This window comes from Enterobacter sp. N18-03635 (assembly GCF_004006055.1).
GTDB lineage: Bacteria > Pseudomonadota > Gammaproteobacteria > Enterobacterales > Enterobacteriaceae > Enterobacter > Enterobacter vonholyi.
In genome coordinates this window covers 3,404,071-3,420,519 of the sequence record NZ_CP034769.1, presented here as the reverse complement: position 1 = coordinate 3,420,519, position 16,449 = coordinate 3,404,071, and the positions used below count along the sequence as shown (strand labels likewise).

The 16,449-nt window shown below is 58.5% G+C and carries 10 protein-coding genes; 6 read left to right on the top strand and 4 right to left on the bottom strand.

Annotation, left to right across the window (positions count from 1 at the left end):
• The first annotated feature begins 4 nt into the window (after positions 1–4).
• Positions 5–1,291 (top strand): aminopeptidase PepB, encoded by a 1,287-nt coding sequence (gene pepB, locus ELK40_RS16915; protein ID WP_127731960.1) that lies wholly within the window; start codon positions 5–7, stop codon positions 1,289–1,291.
• A gap of 73 nt (positions 1,292–1,364) precedes the next feature.
• The gene (sseB, locus tag ELK40_RS16910; RefSeq protein ID WP_115876006.1) at positions 1,365–2,141 is read left to right on the top strand and encodes an enhanced serine sensitivity protein SseB; all 777 of its coding nucleotides are present in this window, start codon (positions 1,365–1,367) and stop codon (positions 2,139–2,141) included.
• 17 nt (positions 2,142–2,158) lie between these two features.
• Here sseB and ELK40_RS16905 read toward each other — a convergent pair whose 3' ends face one another.
• The 4 genes from ELK40_RS16905 to ELK40_RS16890 form a co-directional block, all read right to left on the bottom strand.
• Positions 2,159–2,929 (bottom strand): MurR/RpiR family transcriptional regulator, encoded by a 771-nt coding sequence (locus ELK40_RS16905; protein WP_115876005.1) that lies wholly within the window; start codon positions 2,927–2,929, stop codon positions 2,159–2,161.
• Positions 2,929–3,774: a 3-mercaptopyruvate sulfurtransferase gene (sseA, locus tag ELK40_RS16900; protein ID WP_127731958.1), complete on the bottom strand. Its 846-nt coding sequence runs from the start codon at positions 3,772–3,774 to the stop codon at positions 2,929–2,931. Before sseA ends, ELK40_RS16905 begins: the two co-directional genes overlap by 1 nt.
• Positions 3,775–3,865: 91 nt before the next feature.
• Entirely contained in the window at positions 3,866–5,233 is a 1,368-nt protein-coding gene (locus ELK40_RS16895) for a 6-phospho-alpha-glucosidase (protein WP_115876003.1), read from the bottom strand.
• Positions 5,234–5,245: 12 nt separating this feature from the next.
• The gene (locus ELK40_RS16890) at positions 5,246–6,790 is read right to left on the bottom strand and encodes a PTS transporter subunit EIIC (RefSeq protein WP_115876002.1); all 1,545 of its coding nucleotides are present in this window, start codon (positions 6,788–6,790) and stop codon (positions 5,246–5,248) included.
• A 286-nt stretch (positions 6,791–7,076) separates the two neighbouring features.
• Here ELK40_RS16890 and ELK40_RS16885 point away from each other — a divergent pair, with 286 nt between their 5' ends.
• The 4 genes from ELK40_RS16885 (at position 7,077) to ELK40_RS16870 (ending at position 16,279) form a co-directional block, all read left to right on the top strand.
• The gene (locus tag ELK40_RS16885) at positions 7,077–12,029 is read left to right on the top strand and encodes an alpha-2-macroglobulin (protein ID WP_127731956.1); all 4,953 of its coding nucleotides are present in this window, start codon (positions 7,077–7,079) and stop codon (positions 12,027–12,029) included.
• Position 12,030: 1 nt separating this feature from the next.
• The gene (pbpC, locus tag ELK40_RS16880; protein WP_127731954.1) at positions 12,031–14,355 is read left to right on the top strand and encodes a peptidoglycan glycosyltransferase PbpC; all 2,325 of its coding nucleotides are present in this window, start codon (positions 12,031–12,033) and stop codon (positions 14,353–14,355) included.
• A 156-nt stretch (positions 14,356–14,511) separates the two neighbouring features.
• The gene (ndk, locus tag ELK40_RS16875) at positions 14,512–14,943 is read left to right on the top strand and encodes a nucleoside-diphosphate kinase (protein ID WP_003860625.1); all 432 of its coding nucleotides are present in this window, start codon (positions 14,512–14,514) and stop codon (positions 14,941–14,943) included.
• A gap of 169 nt (positions 14,944–15,112) precedes the next feature.
• Entirely contained in the window at positions 15,113–16,279 is a 1,167-nt protein-coding gene (locus ELK40_RS16870; RefSeq protein ID WP_014171168.1) for a bifunctional tRNA (adenosine(37)-C2)-methyltransferase TrmG/ribosomal RNA large subunit methyltransferase RlmN, read from the top strand.
• Positions 16,280–16,449 lie beyond the last annotated feature (170 nt).

Genomic DNA, 16,449 nt, shown 5'->3' with positions numbered 1-16,449 from the left:
TAAAATGACCGAAGCGATGAAGATTACGCTCTCTACGCAGCCCGCCGACGCGCGCTGGGGCGAAAAAGCCACCTACAGCATCAACAACGACGGTATTACCCTGCACCTGATGGGCAACGATGATTTGGGCCTGATCCAGCGCGCCGCGCGTAAAATTGACGGTCTGGGCATTAAGCATGTCTCGCTGGAAGGTGAAGGCTGGGACACCGACCGCAGCTGGGCATTCTGGGCGGGTTACAAAGGGCCGAAAGGCAGCCGCAAAATTGAGTGGGCGAACCTCGACGAAGCCGGTCAGAAAGAGCTGGAAAGCCGCCTGCAAATCATCGACTGGGTACGCGACACCATTAACGCTCCGGCGGAAGAGTTAGGCCCTGAGCAGCTGGCGCAGCGCGCGGTTGACCTGCTGTGCGGCGTGGCGGGCGACAAAATGTCCTACCGCATCACCAAGGGTGAAGACCTGCGCGAGCAGAACTACATGGGTATCCACACCGTGGGCCGCGGCTCCGAGCGTCCACCGGTGCTGCTGGCGCTGGACTACAACCCAACCGGCGATAAAGCAGCGCCAGTCTTTGCCTGCCTGGTAGGTAAAGGCATCACCTTCGACACCGGCGGCTACAGCCTGAAGCAGAGCGCGTTCATGGACTCCATGAAGTCCGACATGGGCGGCGCGGCAACCATCACCGGTGCGCTGGCGTTTGCGATTACCCGCGGTCTGAAAAAGCGCGTGAAGCTGTATCTGTGCTGCGCGGACAACATGGTGAGCGGTAACGCCTTCAAGCTGGGCGACATCATTCGCTACCGCAACGGTAAAAACGTTGAGGTGATGAACACCGACGCCGAAGGCCGTCTGGTGCTGGCCGATGGCCTGATCGACGCGTCTGCCCAGAAGCCTGAGCTGATCATCGACATGGCGACCCTGACCGGCGCGGCGAAAACCGCCCTGGGCAACGATTACCATGCGCTGTTCAGCTTTGACGACAAGCTGGCCGCTCGCCTGCTGGCAAGCGCCGTTGCGGAAAACGAACCGTTCTGGCGTCTGCCGCTGGCCGAGTTCCACCGCAGCCAGCTGCCGTCCAACTTTGCCGAGCTGAACAATACCGCCAGCGCGGCGTACCCGGCGGGTGCAAGCACGGCGGCAGGCTTCCTGTCCCACTTCGTTGAGAATTATCACGAAGGCTGGCTGCACATTGACTGCTCCGCAACCTACCGTAAAGCGGCGGTGGAGCAGTGGTCCGCGGGCGCGACCGGTCTGGGCGTGCGTACCGTGGCGAACCTGCTGACGGCTGAGTAATCTTCATTGCCCTCACCCTAACCCTCTCCCACGGGGAGAGGGCCGGGGGGGAAATGCATCATCTGGAATTGCTATGTCCGAAACCAAAAACGAATTAGAAACCCTGCTGGAGCAGGCGGCGACCGAGCCCGCCCACCGTCCGGCATTTTTCCGCACCCTGCTGGAATCCACCGTCTGGGTGCCTGGCACCGCCGCGGAAGGTGAGCAGGTCGTAGAAGACAGCGCGCTGGATCTGCTGCACTGGGAGAAAGACGACGGCACGTCGGTGATCCCGTTCTTCACCTCGCTGGAAGCGCTTCAGAAAGCGGTAGAAGACGAACAGGCTTTCGTGGTGATGCCGGTGCGTACCCTGTTTGAAATGACGCTCGGCCAGACGCTATTCCTGAACGCGAAGCTGCCGATCGGGAAAGAGTTTACGCCGCGTGAAATCAGCCACCTGATTGGCGAAGAGGGCAACCCGCTCAGCACGCAGGAAGTGCTGGAAGGGGGCGAAACGCTGCTGCTCTCTGAGGTGGCCGAGCCACCCGCGCAGATGATTGATTCCCTGACGACGCTGTTCAAAACCCTGAAACCGGTTAGACGCGCGTTTCTCTGCTCCATTAAAGAGCGCGCGGACGAACAGCCGGTTCTGCTGATTGGTATTGAGGCGGACGGCGATATCGACGACATCATTCAGGCGGCGGGTAGCGTGGCAACCGACACGCTGCCGGGCGACGAGCCGATTGATATCTGCCAGGTGAAAAACGGTGAGAAGGGCATCAGCCACTTTATTACCGAGCACATCACCCCGTTCTACGAGCGTCGCTGGGGCGGTTTCCTGCGCGATCTTAAAACTAACCGCATCATCTGATTACGGCGGGGTGAATATCACCCCGTTGCTTCCAGCAGCAGTAAATCCATCAGCAGCACCAGATTCGACTCAAACGACGTCACCCCTGCCGCTTCGGCGGCGAAGTGTACCGCTTCGTCATAGAGCGCAAAATGCACGTCAGCCATTCCCGCCAGCGTATTGGCGGAGGCGCGGGTAAATGCGACGATCGTCATACCGACGTTTTTGGCTATCCGCGCTTTATCCAGCACCTGTTCCGTTTCGCCGCTGCGCGAGACGGCAATAAACACCTGATAGCGGGCGGCGTTGCTGAGGAAAATATTCCGGCTGTCTCCCGGCCCGGAGATAAACGCCGTTTTGCCCAGTACCTGCAGCTTCTTGGTCAGGTACTCCGCAAACAGATAAGAAAACCCGGCGCCGTAGAGAAAGAAACTCTCTTTCTGGCGCAGCAGGTTAGCAAACTGCTGGCGTTTGTCCTGGGTAACCCACTGAAAGGTGTGCTGATAGTTGGCTATAAACTGATTAAACAGCACCGGGAGTTCAGGACGCGACTGCGCCTGAGCGGCAATATGCGGCGTGTCGGAGAGCAGCTGCTTGCAGTGCCAGATAAACTCGCTAAAGCCGCTAAACCCCAGCTTCTGACACAGCCGCATGATGGTGGCGGTAGAAACGAACGTCGCCTGCGCCAGCTCGCGAACCGTGATGTTGCCCACCAGCAGCGGATGCTCCGTGAGGTGGGCGAGGACGCGATACTCCGCGCGGGTCAGCGACGCCCCGCGCGTTAACAGCGTGGCCAGGCGGTTATCCATTATTTCGCGGGTTCGACAGGCAGATCGTCTCGCGCACCCCATTCGCTCCAGGCGCCGTCGTAGAGCGTGACGTCGCTTACGCCGAGCGTGGCGAGCGCCAGAATCACTACGCAGGCCGTCACGCCGGAACCGCAGCTGGCAATAATCGGACGATGTAAATCAACCCCTGACTGGTCAAAAATAGCGCGCAGCTCGTCGGTGGTTTTCAGCTCGCCCTCAAACACCAGATCGCCCCACGGCACGTTCAGCGCGCCCGGAATATGTCCGCGCTTCAGCCCCGGACGTGGTTCATCCGCTTGGGCATTGAAGCGCGGAGCAGGGCGGGCATCGACGATTTGCGCCGTTTTTTCATGGCTCACGACCAGTACGTCGGTCAGGCGTTTCACCACATGGGCGTCAAAGGTCGCGTCGAATTCGCCTTCCGGCAGCGTTACGTCACCCTGCTGAAGGGGCAGCTCGTCGCGCTTCCAGCCCGCCAGCCCGCCCGCGAGAATCGAGACTTTTTCTACGCCGAAGTTTTTCAGCATCCACCACGCGCGCGGTGCGGAGAAGAGGTTACCTTCATCATACACAACGAGGTGCTTATCTTTGCTGATGCCCAGCTCGCGCATCGCCACGGAAAACGCTTCCGGGCGCGGCAGCATGTGCGGCAGGGGAGAGTTGCGATCGGAAAGGGCTTCGATATCAAAAAATACCGCGCCAGGCAGATGCCCGGCACGGTATTCACCGGGCACGTCACGATGCTCTTGCCCCGGAGGGGCCATACGCGCGTCAATAATCTGAACTTCCGGATCGTCGCCGTGCTCAATCAGCCAGTCGGCAGCGACAAAATATGAGGTGGACATGGGTTGCCTCCATTCTTTTTCCGTAAAAAAGGATTGTCGGTGTTTTTTCTGACACCGACAAGCAAACCACGTTCAACTCGCGAGCAAGCCCCTATTTTTTCACCGGTTCGCCGTCCTGCCAGGCTTTTTGCAGCGCAGGCCAGTAGTCGCGGTTGGCCACGATCATCTCATCAAGAATCACTTTCGCATGTTCCATGGTCGGCACGGTGCGGTTGAGGGTGAACGCCTGCAGGGCTTTCTCATAGCTGCCCTCGATGGTCGCCTCCACCAGAAGCTGTTCCGAGGCGAGCTGCTGTTGCAGCAGGGTCTGATGGAACAGCGGCACCTGACCGACGCGAATCGGTTCCGGGCCTTCGGAGGTGATATAAGCGGGCACTTCCACCACGGCATCGTACGGCAGGTTGGCGATCGCCCCGCGGTTTTCCACCATCACCAGATGTCGGCTGCGCAGGTTAAAGGCCAGCGAGCAGGCGACATCAACAATAAACTCGCCGTGGACGCCCACGTGGAAGGCATCAGGCAGGATCCCGGTTCGCTTATATTCTTCGGCAGCGGCGAACAGCTTTTTCTCACGCCCGTCCATCACTTCATTGGCGCGGGTATAGTCCGGGTTCTGATGCTCCACAATCTGGTTCGGCATCAGGTAGTACTGCAGATACGGGTTCGGCAGATACTCCGGGAAGTTGTCCATGATCGGCTTGATATTGCGCCAGGTCTTCACCCATGAAGGATCGGAATGCTGCGGATCGGTTTTAGCCGCGTCTTCCGTCAGCAGGCCAAACTTTGCGATATGCTTACGCAGCTCGGGCAGCTTGTCTTCGCCGTCCACCAGCACGCGGGTAAACCAGCCGAAGTGGTTCAGGCCGAAGTAGTCGACCTCCAGCTTGTGGCGATCGACACCCAGAATTGCCCCCATATTGCGCATCGCGGCCACCGGCATATCGCAGATATTCAGCACCCTCGCGTTCGGGCGCAGGCGGCGCACGCCTTCCGCGACGATCGCCGCCGGGTTGGAATAGTTCACGATCCAGGCTTTCTCGTGCGCGTAGCGATCGACCAGATCGATAAGCTCCACCATCGGCAGGATCGTGCGCAGGCCGTAGGCAAGTCCGCCGGGTCCGCACGTTTCCTGGCCCACCACGCCGTGACGCAGCGGGATCTTCTCATCCTGCTCGCGCATTTTATACTGGCCGACGCGCATCTGGGCGAAGACGAAATGCGCGCCGCTGAAGGCCACTTCCGGATCGCTGGTGACGGTAAATTTGATGCTCTGACTGTGGTCGCGAATCACCTTCTCGACGACGGGCGCAATGGTGTTTTGACGCGCCTCGTCGATGTCATAAAGGCGGATTTCGGCCAGAGGGAAATCCTGCAGGCGCACCATCAGGCTTTTCACAATACCCGGCGTGTAGGTGCTGCCGCCGCCGGCAATCGACAGAATGAATGGGGGTGTAAACATCTTTAGCTCCTTTCAGAGAAACGTCTCAACGGCTTCTCGCATTTTTTTGACGTGCAGCCCGTAGACCACCTGAACGTTGTTACCTTGTTTGATAATCCCTTTCGCGCCGGTCGCCTTCAGCCGAGGCTCGTCGATAATGGCGACGTCCTTCACCGTGACGCGTAAGCGGGTGTAGCAGTTATCCACGACCTGAATATTTTCCCGGCCTCCGAGACCTACCACGATGGATTCGCCGAGCCCGTCGTTATTCCCCTTCGCCTGGTACTCCTGCTTGCTGTAAAGGCGCGTTTCCTTGTCGTCATCCTCACGGCCCGGCGTTTTCATGTTGAAGTGCAGGATCAGGAAGCGGAACACCACGAAGTAGAGGGCAAACACGATCAGCCCCACCACGATGTACATCGGCCAGTTGGACTTCTCCGTGCCGAGCGGCAGGTTGTAAAGGATGAAGTCGATAATCCCGTTGGCGCCGATGGCGTGAACGCCCAGCAGCGAGAACAGCATCATGCCGATGCCGGTCAGCACCGCGTGCACCACGAACAGCAGCGGGGCGACGAAGAGGAATGAAAACTCAATCGGCTCGGTCACGCCGACCAGCAGCGAGGTCAGCGCCGCGGGGATAAGAATGGCTTTCGCAATGACTTTACGCTCCGGCTTTGCGGTCATATACATCGCCAGCGCGGCGGCAGGCAGGCCGAACATTTTGCTGATGCCGCGCGCGTCCCACACCACCGTGCTGCTGAGCTGCTTCACGTTCGGGCAAGCCATCTCGGCGAAGTAGATATTGCGCGCGCCCTGATATGTTGCGCCGCACACCTCCTGCGTACCGCCCAGCTCGGTATAGAGAAACGGCGTATAAACCAGATGGTGCAGGCCAGTGGGAACCAGAATGCGTTCCAGGAAGCCGTAGATGGCCACGCCAAACGGCCCGGAGCCTTTGATGGCAAGCGCCAGGGCGCTGATGCCGTGCTGGGCAAAGGGCCACAGTTCACTCATCACCACGCCGAGCAGCATGGAGACCGGAAGCATTACAATGGCGACAAAACAGTGGCCGGAGTAAATCGCCATCGCGCCGTTAAACTGTACGCCGGAGTATTTATTGTACAGATATCCGGAGAGCGCTCCGGTCAGGATCCCGGCAAAGACCCCCATCTCTAGCACCTGCACGCCCAGCACCATTGTCTGTCCGGCCGCTTTCATCTGGGCAACTGGCGCCAGCGCGCCCTGCAGCTGCAGCGTGACGTTCATGGCGTTGATGAACACGATAAAGGTGACCAGGCCAATCAGTGCGGCATAGCCTTTATCACGCGTCGCCAGACCAATCGGAATACCGACGGCAAACACCAGCGCCAGGTTAACCAGCACCGACACGGCAGATTTCGCGATAAGCTGACCAGTATGCTGAATCAGAGGATGTCCAAGAAACGGCAGGTACTCCGCGAGATTACCGTTACCTAGCACGTTACCAAAGGCGATAAACAGACCGACGATCGGTAAGATAAGTACCGGTCCGTACAATGATTTTCCGAAATTTTGTAGGGCGTTCACGGCTCGTTTCATGGCTTTCTCTCTTATTGAACCGCGCACTCGGGGTGCGTCATGGTCATAAAACTAGCAGTCTTCAGGCACGTTTATCCAGCTATCTTATTGTTTTAAAAACAAATGACTTGGAAGGTAACATGTGACGTTATGTCTTGTGATCGCGGTTCCATCACGGCGTAGCGGCGTGATGCCATTCTGCGAGGCGCTTTCCAGACTCTAAAATTGGACTTTTTGAATTAATGAAACTTGCGGATAATACTTATCCGGACGACGACCAACAGGCCTCCTGGGCCAGGGACAAAGGATGAAACCGTTTCGCTTAGCCGCGCTCTCTCTTGCGCTGCTTACCACGTTTACGCTTGTCGGCTGTGATAACAGCGACGATAAATCTCAGGCTGCGGCTCCCGCGGCATCCACTGCATCCACACCAAAAGCCGCTGAAAAGCCCAATGCTGAAACGCTAGCTAAACTGGCCGCCCAGAGTCAGGGAAAAGCGCTGACCTTGCTGGATGCCTCTGAAGTCCAGCTAGACGGTGCTGCCACGCTGGTGCTGACCTTTTCTGTTCCGCTGAATCCTGAACAGGATTTCGCGAAAACAGTGCATGTCGTGGATAAGAAAAGCGGCAAGGTTGACGGGGCGTGGGAACTTGCGCCTAACCTGAAAGAGCTTCGCCTGCGCCATCTGGAGCCTAACCGCAACCTGGTCGTCACCGTTGAACCTGGCCTGCAGGCGCTGAACAAAGCGACGTTTGGTACTGATTATGAGAAAGCCCTGACCACCCGGGACGTTGAACCCACCGTCGGTTTTGCCAGCCGCGGCTCGCTGCTGCCGGGTAAAGTGGTGGAAGGGCTGCCGGTTATGGCGCTCAACGTCAACAATGTCGATGTCAACTTTTACCGCGTGAAGCCTGAATCGTTGGCCTCCCTTGTTAGCCAGTGGGAGTACCGTAACTCGCTGACCAACTGGGAATCCGACAACCTGCTGAAGATGGCGGAACTGGTTTACACCGGTCGATTCGATCTTAATCCGGCGCGCAACACGCGCGAAAAATTGCTATTGCCTCTGAAGGATATTAAACCGCTCCAGCAGTCTGGCGTTTATATCGCGGTCATGAACCAGGCCGGGCACTACAACTACAGCAACGCCGCGACGCTCTTTACCTTAAGCGATATTGGACTGTCCGCTCACCGTTATCATAACCGCCTGGACATCTTCACCCAGAGCCTGGAAAACGGGGCGGCGCAGTCCGGGGTTACCGTTACCCTGCTGAATGACAAAGGGCAGACCCTTGCCGAAGCAAACAGCGATGCCGACGGCCATGCGAAGCTTGAAACCGACAAAGAGGCCGCGCTGATTCTGGCCAGCAAAGACGGCCAGACTACGCTCCTTGACCTCAAGCTGCCGGCGCTCGATCTGGCGGAGTTCGATATTGCCGGTAGCCCCGGCTACAGCAAGCAGTTCTTTATGTTTGGCCCGCGCGATCTCTACCGCCCGGGTGAAACGGTGATCCTCAAGGGCCTGCTGCGCGACAGTGACGGTAAGCCACTTCCGGATCAGCCCGTGAAGCTTGACGTGCTGCGTCCGGATGGACAGGTCGCGCGTACCATTGTCGTCAAGCCAGAGAACGGGCTCTATCGCTTTAACTATACGCTGGACAGCGGAGCGCAGACCGGCATGTGGCATATCCGCGCCAACACGGGCGATAACCTGCAGCGTCTGTGGGACTTCCATGTCGAAGACTTCATGCCAGAGCGCATGGCGCTCAACCTGAGCGGACAAAAAACGCCGCTATCACCGCAGGATAACGTCGACTTTAACGTGGTGGGCTATTACCTGTATGGCGCACCGGCCAACGGTAATTCTCTGCAGGGCCAGCTTTTCCTGCGTCCGCTGCGTGACGCGGTGTCTGCGCTGCCGGGCTTCCAGTTTGGCGATATCGCCGAAGAGAACCTGAGCCGCAGTCTGGATGAAGTGCAGCTTACGCTTGATGAGCAGGGGCGTGGGCAGGTTTCTACCGAAAGCCAGTGGAAAGAGGTGCATTCTCCGCTGCAGCTGATATTGCAGGCCAGCCTGCTGGAGTCCGGCGGCCGTCCGGTAACGCGTCGTGCTGAGCAGGCTATCTGGCCGGCGGCTGAGTTGCCGGGGATTCGCCCTCAGTTCGCCAGTAAAGCCGTTTATGACTACCGCACCGATACCACCGTCAACCAACCGATTGTTGACGAGAACGGCAACGCCAGCTTCGACATCGTGTATGCCGATGCCAGCGGAGCGAAAAAAGCGGTTTCCGGGTTACAGGTTCGTCTGATTCGCGAGCGTCGGGACTACTTCTGGAACTGGTCTGAGAGCGAAGGCTGGCAGTCTCAGTTCGATCAGAAAGACCTGGTCGAGGGCGAGCAGGAGCTAACTCTCAAGGCCGATGAGACGGGTAAAGTCACCTTCCCGGTGGAGTGGGGCTCTTATCGTCTGGAGGTGAAAGCGCCTGATGAGATGGTCAGCAGCGTGCGCTTCTGGGCGGGGTACAGCTGGCAGGATAACAGCGACGGCACCGGGGCAGCGCGCCCTGATCGCGTGACGCTGAAGCTGGATAAGCCAGCCTATCAGCCAGGCGATACCATCAACCTGCACATTGCAGCGCCGGCCGCAGGCAAGGGCTATGCGATGATCGAATCCAGCGAAGGGCCGCTGTGGTGGAAGGAGATCGACGTACCGGCAAACGGGCTTGATCTCGCTATCCCGGTCGACAAGGCGTGGAAACGTCACGATCTTTATTTGAGTACGCTGGTGGTGCGTCCTGGGGATAAATCAAAATCCGCTACGCCGAAACGCGCGGTCGGCCTGCTGCATCTGCCGATGGGCGACGAAAACCGTCGCCTGAATATTGCGCTCGATAACCCACAGAAAATGCGTCCAAACCAGACGCTCTCGGTGAAGGTGAAAGCCAGCGTGAAAGAGGGGGCCGTGCCGCAGAAGGTGAACGTCCTGGTATCGGCGGTGGACAGCGGCGTGCTGAACATTACCGATTACGTGACGCCTGATCCCTGGCAGGCTTTCTTTGGTCAGAAGCGCTACGGCGCGGATATCTACGACATTTATGGCCAGGTCATTGAAGGGCAGGGCCGCCTGGCCGCGCTGCGCTTCGGTGGCGATGGGGATGAACTGAAGCGCGGCGGCAAACCGCCGGTGAACCACGTCACCATCATTGCCCAGCAGGCACAGCCGGTCACGCTGGATGCCAACGGGGAAGGCACGATTACGCTGCCGATTGGAGACTTTAACGGTGAGCTGCGTCTGATGGCGCAGGCCTGGACGGAGGACGATTTCGGTAGCAGTGAAAGCAAGATTATTGTGGCCGCGCCGGTTATTACCGAGCTTAATACCCCACGCTTCCTGGCAAGTGGGGACACCTCACGCCTGACGCTGGATCTAACCAACCTGACCGACCAGCCGCAAACGCTGAACGTTGCCCTGACCGCAACAGGCAAATTATCGCTGGAAGGCGGGCAGCCGCAGCCGGTGCAACTGCCTCCGGGGGCACGAACCACCCTCTTTATTCCGGTGCGTGCGCTGGAAGGCTATGGTGACGGTGAGGTGACAGCACAGGTTACCGGCCTGCAGCTTCCTGGCGAGACCTTTGCGCCACAGCAGAAGAGCTGGAAAATCGGCGTGCGTCCGGCGTTCCCGGCGCAGACGGTCAATACCGGTGCCATGCTGAACCCTGGCGAATCCTGGACCGCACCGGCGCAGCACAGTAACGGTTTCTCTCCTGCCACCCTGCAGGGGCAACTGCTGCTGAGCGGAAAACCACCGCTCAACCTGGCGCGCTACATTCGTGAGCTGCAGGCCTATCCGTATGGCTGCCTGGAGCAGACCGCCAGCGGCCTGTTCCCGTCGCTCTACACCAACGCGGCGCAGCTTACTGCACTTGGCATCAAGGGCGACACCGATGACAAGCGCCGTGCCGCCATTGATATCGGTATTTCCCGTCTGCTGCAGATGCAGCGTGAAGACGGCGGGTTCGCGCTGTGGGATAAAAACGGTCCGGAAGAGTACTGGCTGACGGCCTACGTGACCGACTTCCTGGTGCGCGCGGGCGAGCAGGGTTACAGCGTACCTGCCGATGCGGTGAATAACGCCAATAGCCGCCTGCTGCGCTACCTGCAGGATCCGGGCATGATGTCCATTCGCTACAGCGACGATACTCAGGCCAGTAAATTTGCCGTGCAGGCCTATGCCGCTCTGGTGCTGGCACGTCAGCAAAAAGCACCGCTGGGCGCGCTGCGTGAAATCTGGGAACGTCACGCTCAGGCGGCGTCCGGGCTACCGCTGATGCAGCTGGGCATGGCGCTCAAGCTGATGGGCGATGCGCCGCGCAGCCAGCAGGCGCTGGATCTGGCGCTCAAAACACCGCGTAACGACAGCAAAACCTGGATGGCCGATTACGGCAGCCAGCTTCGCGATAACGCGCTGATGCTCTCCCTGCTGGCGGAGTACAAGCTGCTGCCGGATGCGCAGAATACGCTGCTGAATGCTCTGTCTGAACAGGCCTTCAGCCAGCGCTGGCTGTCAACGCAGGAGAGCAACGCGCTGTTCCTGGCCGGACGTTCGCTGCAAACCTTGTCCGGTACATGGCAGGCGAAAACCTCTCTGTCTGAGACCGCATCAGGCGGCGATAAGTCACTGGTACAAAACGTGAGCGGCGACCAGCTTGGCGCGCTGCAGGTGACCAATACCGGCACGACTCCGCTGTGGGTGCGTCTGGACAGCACCGGCTATCCGGAATACGCCCCTCAGCCGAGCGCGAACGTGCTGCAGGTTGAACGTCATATCCTGGCAACCGACGGCAGTACTAAATCACTCTCTTCCCTGAAGAGCGGTGAGCTGGTGCTGGTGTGGCTGGAAGTTAAAGCCAGCCAGAACGTGCCGGATGCGCTGGTGGTGGATCTCCTCCCTGCGGGTCTGGAGCTGGAAAACCAGAACCTGGCAAGCAGCAGCGCCAGCCTGCAGGACAGCGGTAGTGAAGTACAGAACCTGCTCAGCCAGATGCAGCAGGCGGACATTCAGCATATGGAATTCCGCGACGACCGCTTTGTGGCCGCCGTGCCGGTAAATGAAGGTCAGCCGGTCACGCTGGTCTATCTGGCGCGCGCCGTGACGCCGGGAACCTACCAGGTGCCGGTTCCGATGGTCGAGTCCATGTATGTGCCGCAGTGGCGGGCAACGGGGGCGGCCAGTGGCCCGCTGATTGTTGTTCCGTAATATGCGAATGGCACGTTTGACACGCTCCCGCTGGCTCTGGCTGGCGGGAGCGCTTCTCGTTTTATGGGGGCTAATTGTCGCCGCCGACCGCCTGTGGCCGTTGCCTCTGAAAGAGGTTAACCCTGCCCGGGTGGTGGTGGATGAGAAGGGCACGCCGCTCTGGCGTTTTGCCGATAGCGATGGGATCTGGCGCTATCCGGTGACGATCGAAGAGGTATCTCCCCGTTATCTTGAGGCGCTGATTCAGTATGAAGATCGCTGGTTCTGGGATCACCCCGGCGTAAACCCGCTCTCTGTTCTGCGTGCTGCCTGGCAGGATCTCACTTCCGGAAGAGTGGTTTCCGGCGGCAGCACGCTCACCATGCAGGTCGCGCGACTGGTGGACCCGCATCCGCGCACCATTGGCGGCAAAATTCGCCAGCTCTGGCGGGCGATGCAGCTGGAGTGGCATCTTTCCAAACGCGAGATCCTTACGCTCTATCTCAACCGCGCCCCGTTTGGCGGTACGCTGCAGGGTGTGGGGGCAGCAAGCTGGACGTATCTGGGCAAGCCGCCGTCGCAGCTCAGCTATTCCGACGCGGCGCTGCTGGCGGTGCTTCCGCAGGCACCGAGTCGTTTACGCCCGGATCGCTGGCCTGAGCGGGCCGAAGCGGCACGCAACAAAGTGCTCGAACGCATGATGAGCCAGGGCGTCTGGTCCGCAAAGCAGGTTAAAGAATCCCGTGAAGAATCGGTATGGCTGGCACCCCGACAGATGCCGCAGCTGGCGCCGCTCTTTGCGCGCATGATGCTCGGCAAAAGTCGCGCCACGAAAATAGTCACCACGCTGGATGCCGGACTGCAGCGGCAGCTGGAAGAGCTGGCGATGAACTGGAAATCTCGTCTGCCGGCACGCAGCTCGCTGGCGATGGTCGTGGTCGATCATACCGATATGAAAGTGCGCGGCTGGGTGGGATCGGTGGATATCAACGATGACACGCGTTTCAGCCACGTGGATATGGTCAATGCGATCCGATCTCCGGGATCGGTGTTAAAGCCCTTTATCTACGGCATGGCGCTGGATGAAGGACTGATCCATCCCGCCTCGCTGCTTCAGGACGTTCCAAGAAAAACCGGTGATTATCGCCCGGGAAATTTTGACAGCGGTTTCCACGGACCGGTCAGCATGAGTGAAGCGCTCGTGCGCTCTCTCAACCTGCCGGCCGTACAGGTGCTGGAAGCCTACGGACCAAAACGGTTTGCCGGGATGCTGAGCAATGCAGGCTTGCCGCTGATCCTGCCAGCGGGGGCGCAGCCAAATCTGTCTCTGATCCTCGGCGGGGCAGGCGCGCGGCTGGCAGATATCGCCGCTGCCTACAGCGCCTTTGCCCGACACGGTAAGGCGGGAAGGCTGCGCCTGCAGCCGGGCGATCCGCTCACTGAACGCCCTTTATTATCGCCAGGCTCGGCGTGGATTATTCGCCGTATTCTGGCCAATGAAGCGCAGCCGTTGCCGGATAATGCGCTACCGCAGGTTGCGCCGCTGGCGTGGAAAACCGGCACCAGCTACGGCTACCGTGATGCCTGGGCCATCGGTCTGAATGCCCGTTACGTGATAGGCATCTGGACCGGGCGACCGGACGGTACGCCCGTGGCGGGACAGTTTGGGTTTGCCAGCGCGGTGCCGCTATTAAACCAGGTCAATAACCTGCTTCAGTCGCGCTCAACGGTAGACGAAGCCCGCCTGCCGCGCGATCCGCGTCCGGCAGGCGTCGGGCGGGGCGTGATCTGCTGGCCGGGCGGCCAGTCGCTGCCTGAAGGCAGTGAAAACTGTCGACGTCGCCTGTCGACCTGGCTGCTGGATGGGAGTGAACCGCCCACGCTGCTCTTGCCCGAACAGGAAGGCATACGCGGGATCCGTTTCCCGGTCTGGCTGGATAAATCAGGTAAACGCGTGGCGGCAGATTGCCCGGATGCTACAGAGAAAGTCCTGGATGTCTGGCCACTGCCGCTGGAGCCGTGGCTACCCGCAACCGAGCGTCGTGCGGTACGGGTCCCTCCTTCATCAACAACCTGTCCTCCGCTGTCGCAGGACGCACCTGCGCCACTCATTCTGACAGGCGTGCGCGAAGGGGCCGTCATCAAACGTCTGCCGGGGGAACCCCGCGTTTCGCTGCCGCTTCAGGCGACCGGCAATAGCGGTGAGCGCTGGTGGTTTTTGAACGGTGAACCGCTGAATGTGAAGGGAAGAGTTTACACATTACAGCTTGATAAACCGGGCGATTATCAGTTACTCGTTATGGATGAGACCGGGCAGGTCGCGACGGTGAATTTTACGCTGCAGTGACCTGAAAAAAGCTTTCTGATGTGAGCTGTTGCTAAAACTCGTCTTATTTTAAAAAAATGTTACCTGAATCCATAGGCAATGGCGCCATTGCTCATTATAATCCGCGCCACACCATACTCAGGTATGCAAAACAACAGAACATTGACAGAGGTTATCATGGCTATTGAACGTACTTTTTCCATCATCAAACCAAACGCGGTGGCAAAAAACGTTATTGGCAGCATCTTCGCTCGCTTTGAATCTGCAGGGTTCAAAATTGTTGGCACCAAAATGCTGCACCTGACCGTTGAGCAGGCTCGCGGCTTCTACGCTGAGCACGAAGGTCGCCCATTCTTTGACGGCCTGGTTGAGTTCATGACCTCCGGTCCAATCGTGGTCTCCGTGCTGGAAGGCGAAAACGCCGTACAGCGTCACCGCGACCTGCTGGGCGCAACCAACCCGGACAACGCGCTGGCTGGTACTCTGCGCGCTGATTATGCAGATAGCTTCACCGAGAACGGTACCCACGGTTCTGACTCTGTTGAATCTGCTGCACGCGAAATCGCTTTCTTCTTCGCTGAAGGCGAAGTGTGTCCACGTACCCGTTAATTTAACGGTTTCGTTTACACATTATTTTCGTAAATGCCGCGTCCAGACGTGGCATCCCTGCGCCAGACTTTGTACAATGCAACGCCCCGGACGAGCAGACCGCTTTCCGGGGCGTTTCTATTCAACCCTCCATGGGCCATAACGTGTAACAACGAGGCCGGTAAATATTATGTCTGAATTAGTGAATACCTCCGAAGTCGCCATTCCTGCGGTTCCCAATAAAAATGGAAAAATCAACCTGCTGGATCTGAACCGTCAGCAGATGCGCGAGTTCTTTAAAGAGATGGGCGAAAAGCCGTTTCGTGCCGATCAGGTCATGAAGTGGATGTACCATTACTGCAGCGACAATTTTGATGACATGACTGACATCAACAAGGTCCTGCGCAACAAGCTCAAAGAAGTGGCTGAAATCCGCGCGCCGGAAGTGGTGGAAGAGCAGCGCTCCGCGGATGGCACCATCAAATGGGCGATTGCGGTTGGCGATCAGCGCGTTGAAACCGTCTACATCCCGGAAGAAGACCGCGCTACGCTGTGCGTCTCCTCCCAGGTTGGCTGCGCGCTGGAGTGCAAATTCTGCTCAACCGCGCAGCAAGGCTTTAACCGTAACCTGCGCGTTTCAGAAATTATTGGCCAGGTCTGGCGTGCCGCGAAAATCGTGGGCGCGGCAAAAGTAACCGGTACGCGTCCTATCACCAACGTGGTGATGATGGGGATGGGTGAGCCGCTGCTGAACCTGACCAACGTCGTTCCGGCGATGGAAATCATGCTGGATGACTTCGGTTTTGGTCTGTCCAAGCGTCGCGTCACGCTGTCTACTTCTGGCGTTGTGCCTGCGCTGGACAAGCTCGGCGACATGATTGACGTCGCGCTGGCGATCTCCCTGCACGCGCCAAACGATGAAATTCGTGACGAAATTGTGCCGATCAACAAAAAGTACAATATCGAAACCTTCCTCGCTGCGGTGCGTCGCTACCTGGAGAAATCAAACGCCAACCAGGGCCGCGTCACTATCGAGTACGTGATGCTTGACCACGTCAACGACGGTACTGAACATGCGCATCAGCTGGCTGAATTGCTGAAAGATACGCCATGCAAAATCAACCTGATCCCATGGAACCCGTTCCCGGGCGCGCCGTATGGCCGTAGCTCGAACAGCCGTATCGACCGTTTCTCCAAGGTGCTGATGGAGTATGGTTTCACCACCATCGTGCGTAAAACCCGTGGTGATGACATTGATGCCGCATGCGGACAGCTGGCGGGTGATGTTATTGACCGTACCAAACGTACCCTGCGTAAACGCATGCAGGGCGAGACGATCGCGGTTAAAGCTGTTTGATTATTATGCACTCACGGCGCATTATCTGCGCCGTGAGGCATAGTCTTATGAATAATCAGTCAGATTCGTGATGACTGATCAATAATTACGGTGCGTTTCATCCGACTTTCGGGCAGTATGTAACGACGTAACAACAGTTTAGCCGAACGGGCAGGGCTGTACTGTCATCT

What these genes read in the sequence shown, in the direction of transcription:
- ndk (WP_003860625.1), top strand. Translation starts at nt 14,512, where the DNA reads ATGGCTATTGAACGTACTTTTTCCATCATCAAACCAAACGCGGTGGCA.
- ELK40_RS16870 (WP_014171168.1), top strand. Translation starts at nt 15,113, where the DNA reads ATGTCTGAATTAGTGAATACCTCCGAAGTCGCCATTCCTGCGGTTCCC.
- ELK40_RS16885 (WP_127731956.1), top strand. Translation starts at nt 7,077, where the DNA reads ATGAAACCGTTTCGCTTAGCCGCGCTCTCTCTTGCGCTGCTTACCACG.
- sseB (WP_115876006.1), top strand. Translation starts at nt 1,365, where the DNA reads ATGTCCGAAACCAAAAACGAATTAGAAACCCTGCTGGAGCAGGCGGCG.
- pbpC (WP_127731954.1), top strand. Translation starts at nt 12,031, where the DNA reads ATGCGAATGGCACGTTTGACACGCTCCCGCTGGCTCTGGCTGGCGGGA.
- ELK40_RS16890 (WP_115876002.1), bottom strand. Translation starts at nt 6,790, where the DNA reads ATGAAACGAGCCGTGAACGCCCTACAAAATTTCGGAAAATCATTGTAC.
- sseA (WP_127731958.1), bottom strand. Translation starts at nt 3,774, where the DNA reads ATGTCCACCTCATATTTTGTCGCTGCCGACTGGCTGATTGAGCACGGC.
- ELK40_RS16905 (WP_115876005.1), bottom strand. Translation starts at nt 2,929, where the DNA reads ATGGATAACCGCCTGGCCACGCTGTTAACGCGCGGGGCGTCGCTGACC.
- pepB (WP_127731960.1), top strand. Translation starts at nt 5, where the DNA reads ATGACCGAAGCGATGAAGATTACGCTCTCTACGCAGCCCGCCGACGCG.
- ELK40_RS16895 (WP_115876003.1), bottom strand. Translation starts at nt 5,233, where the DNA reads ATGTTTACACCCCCATTCATTCTGTCGATTGCCGGCGGCGGCAGCACC.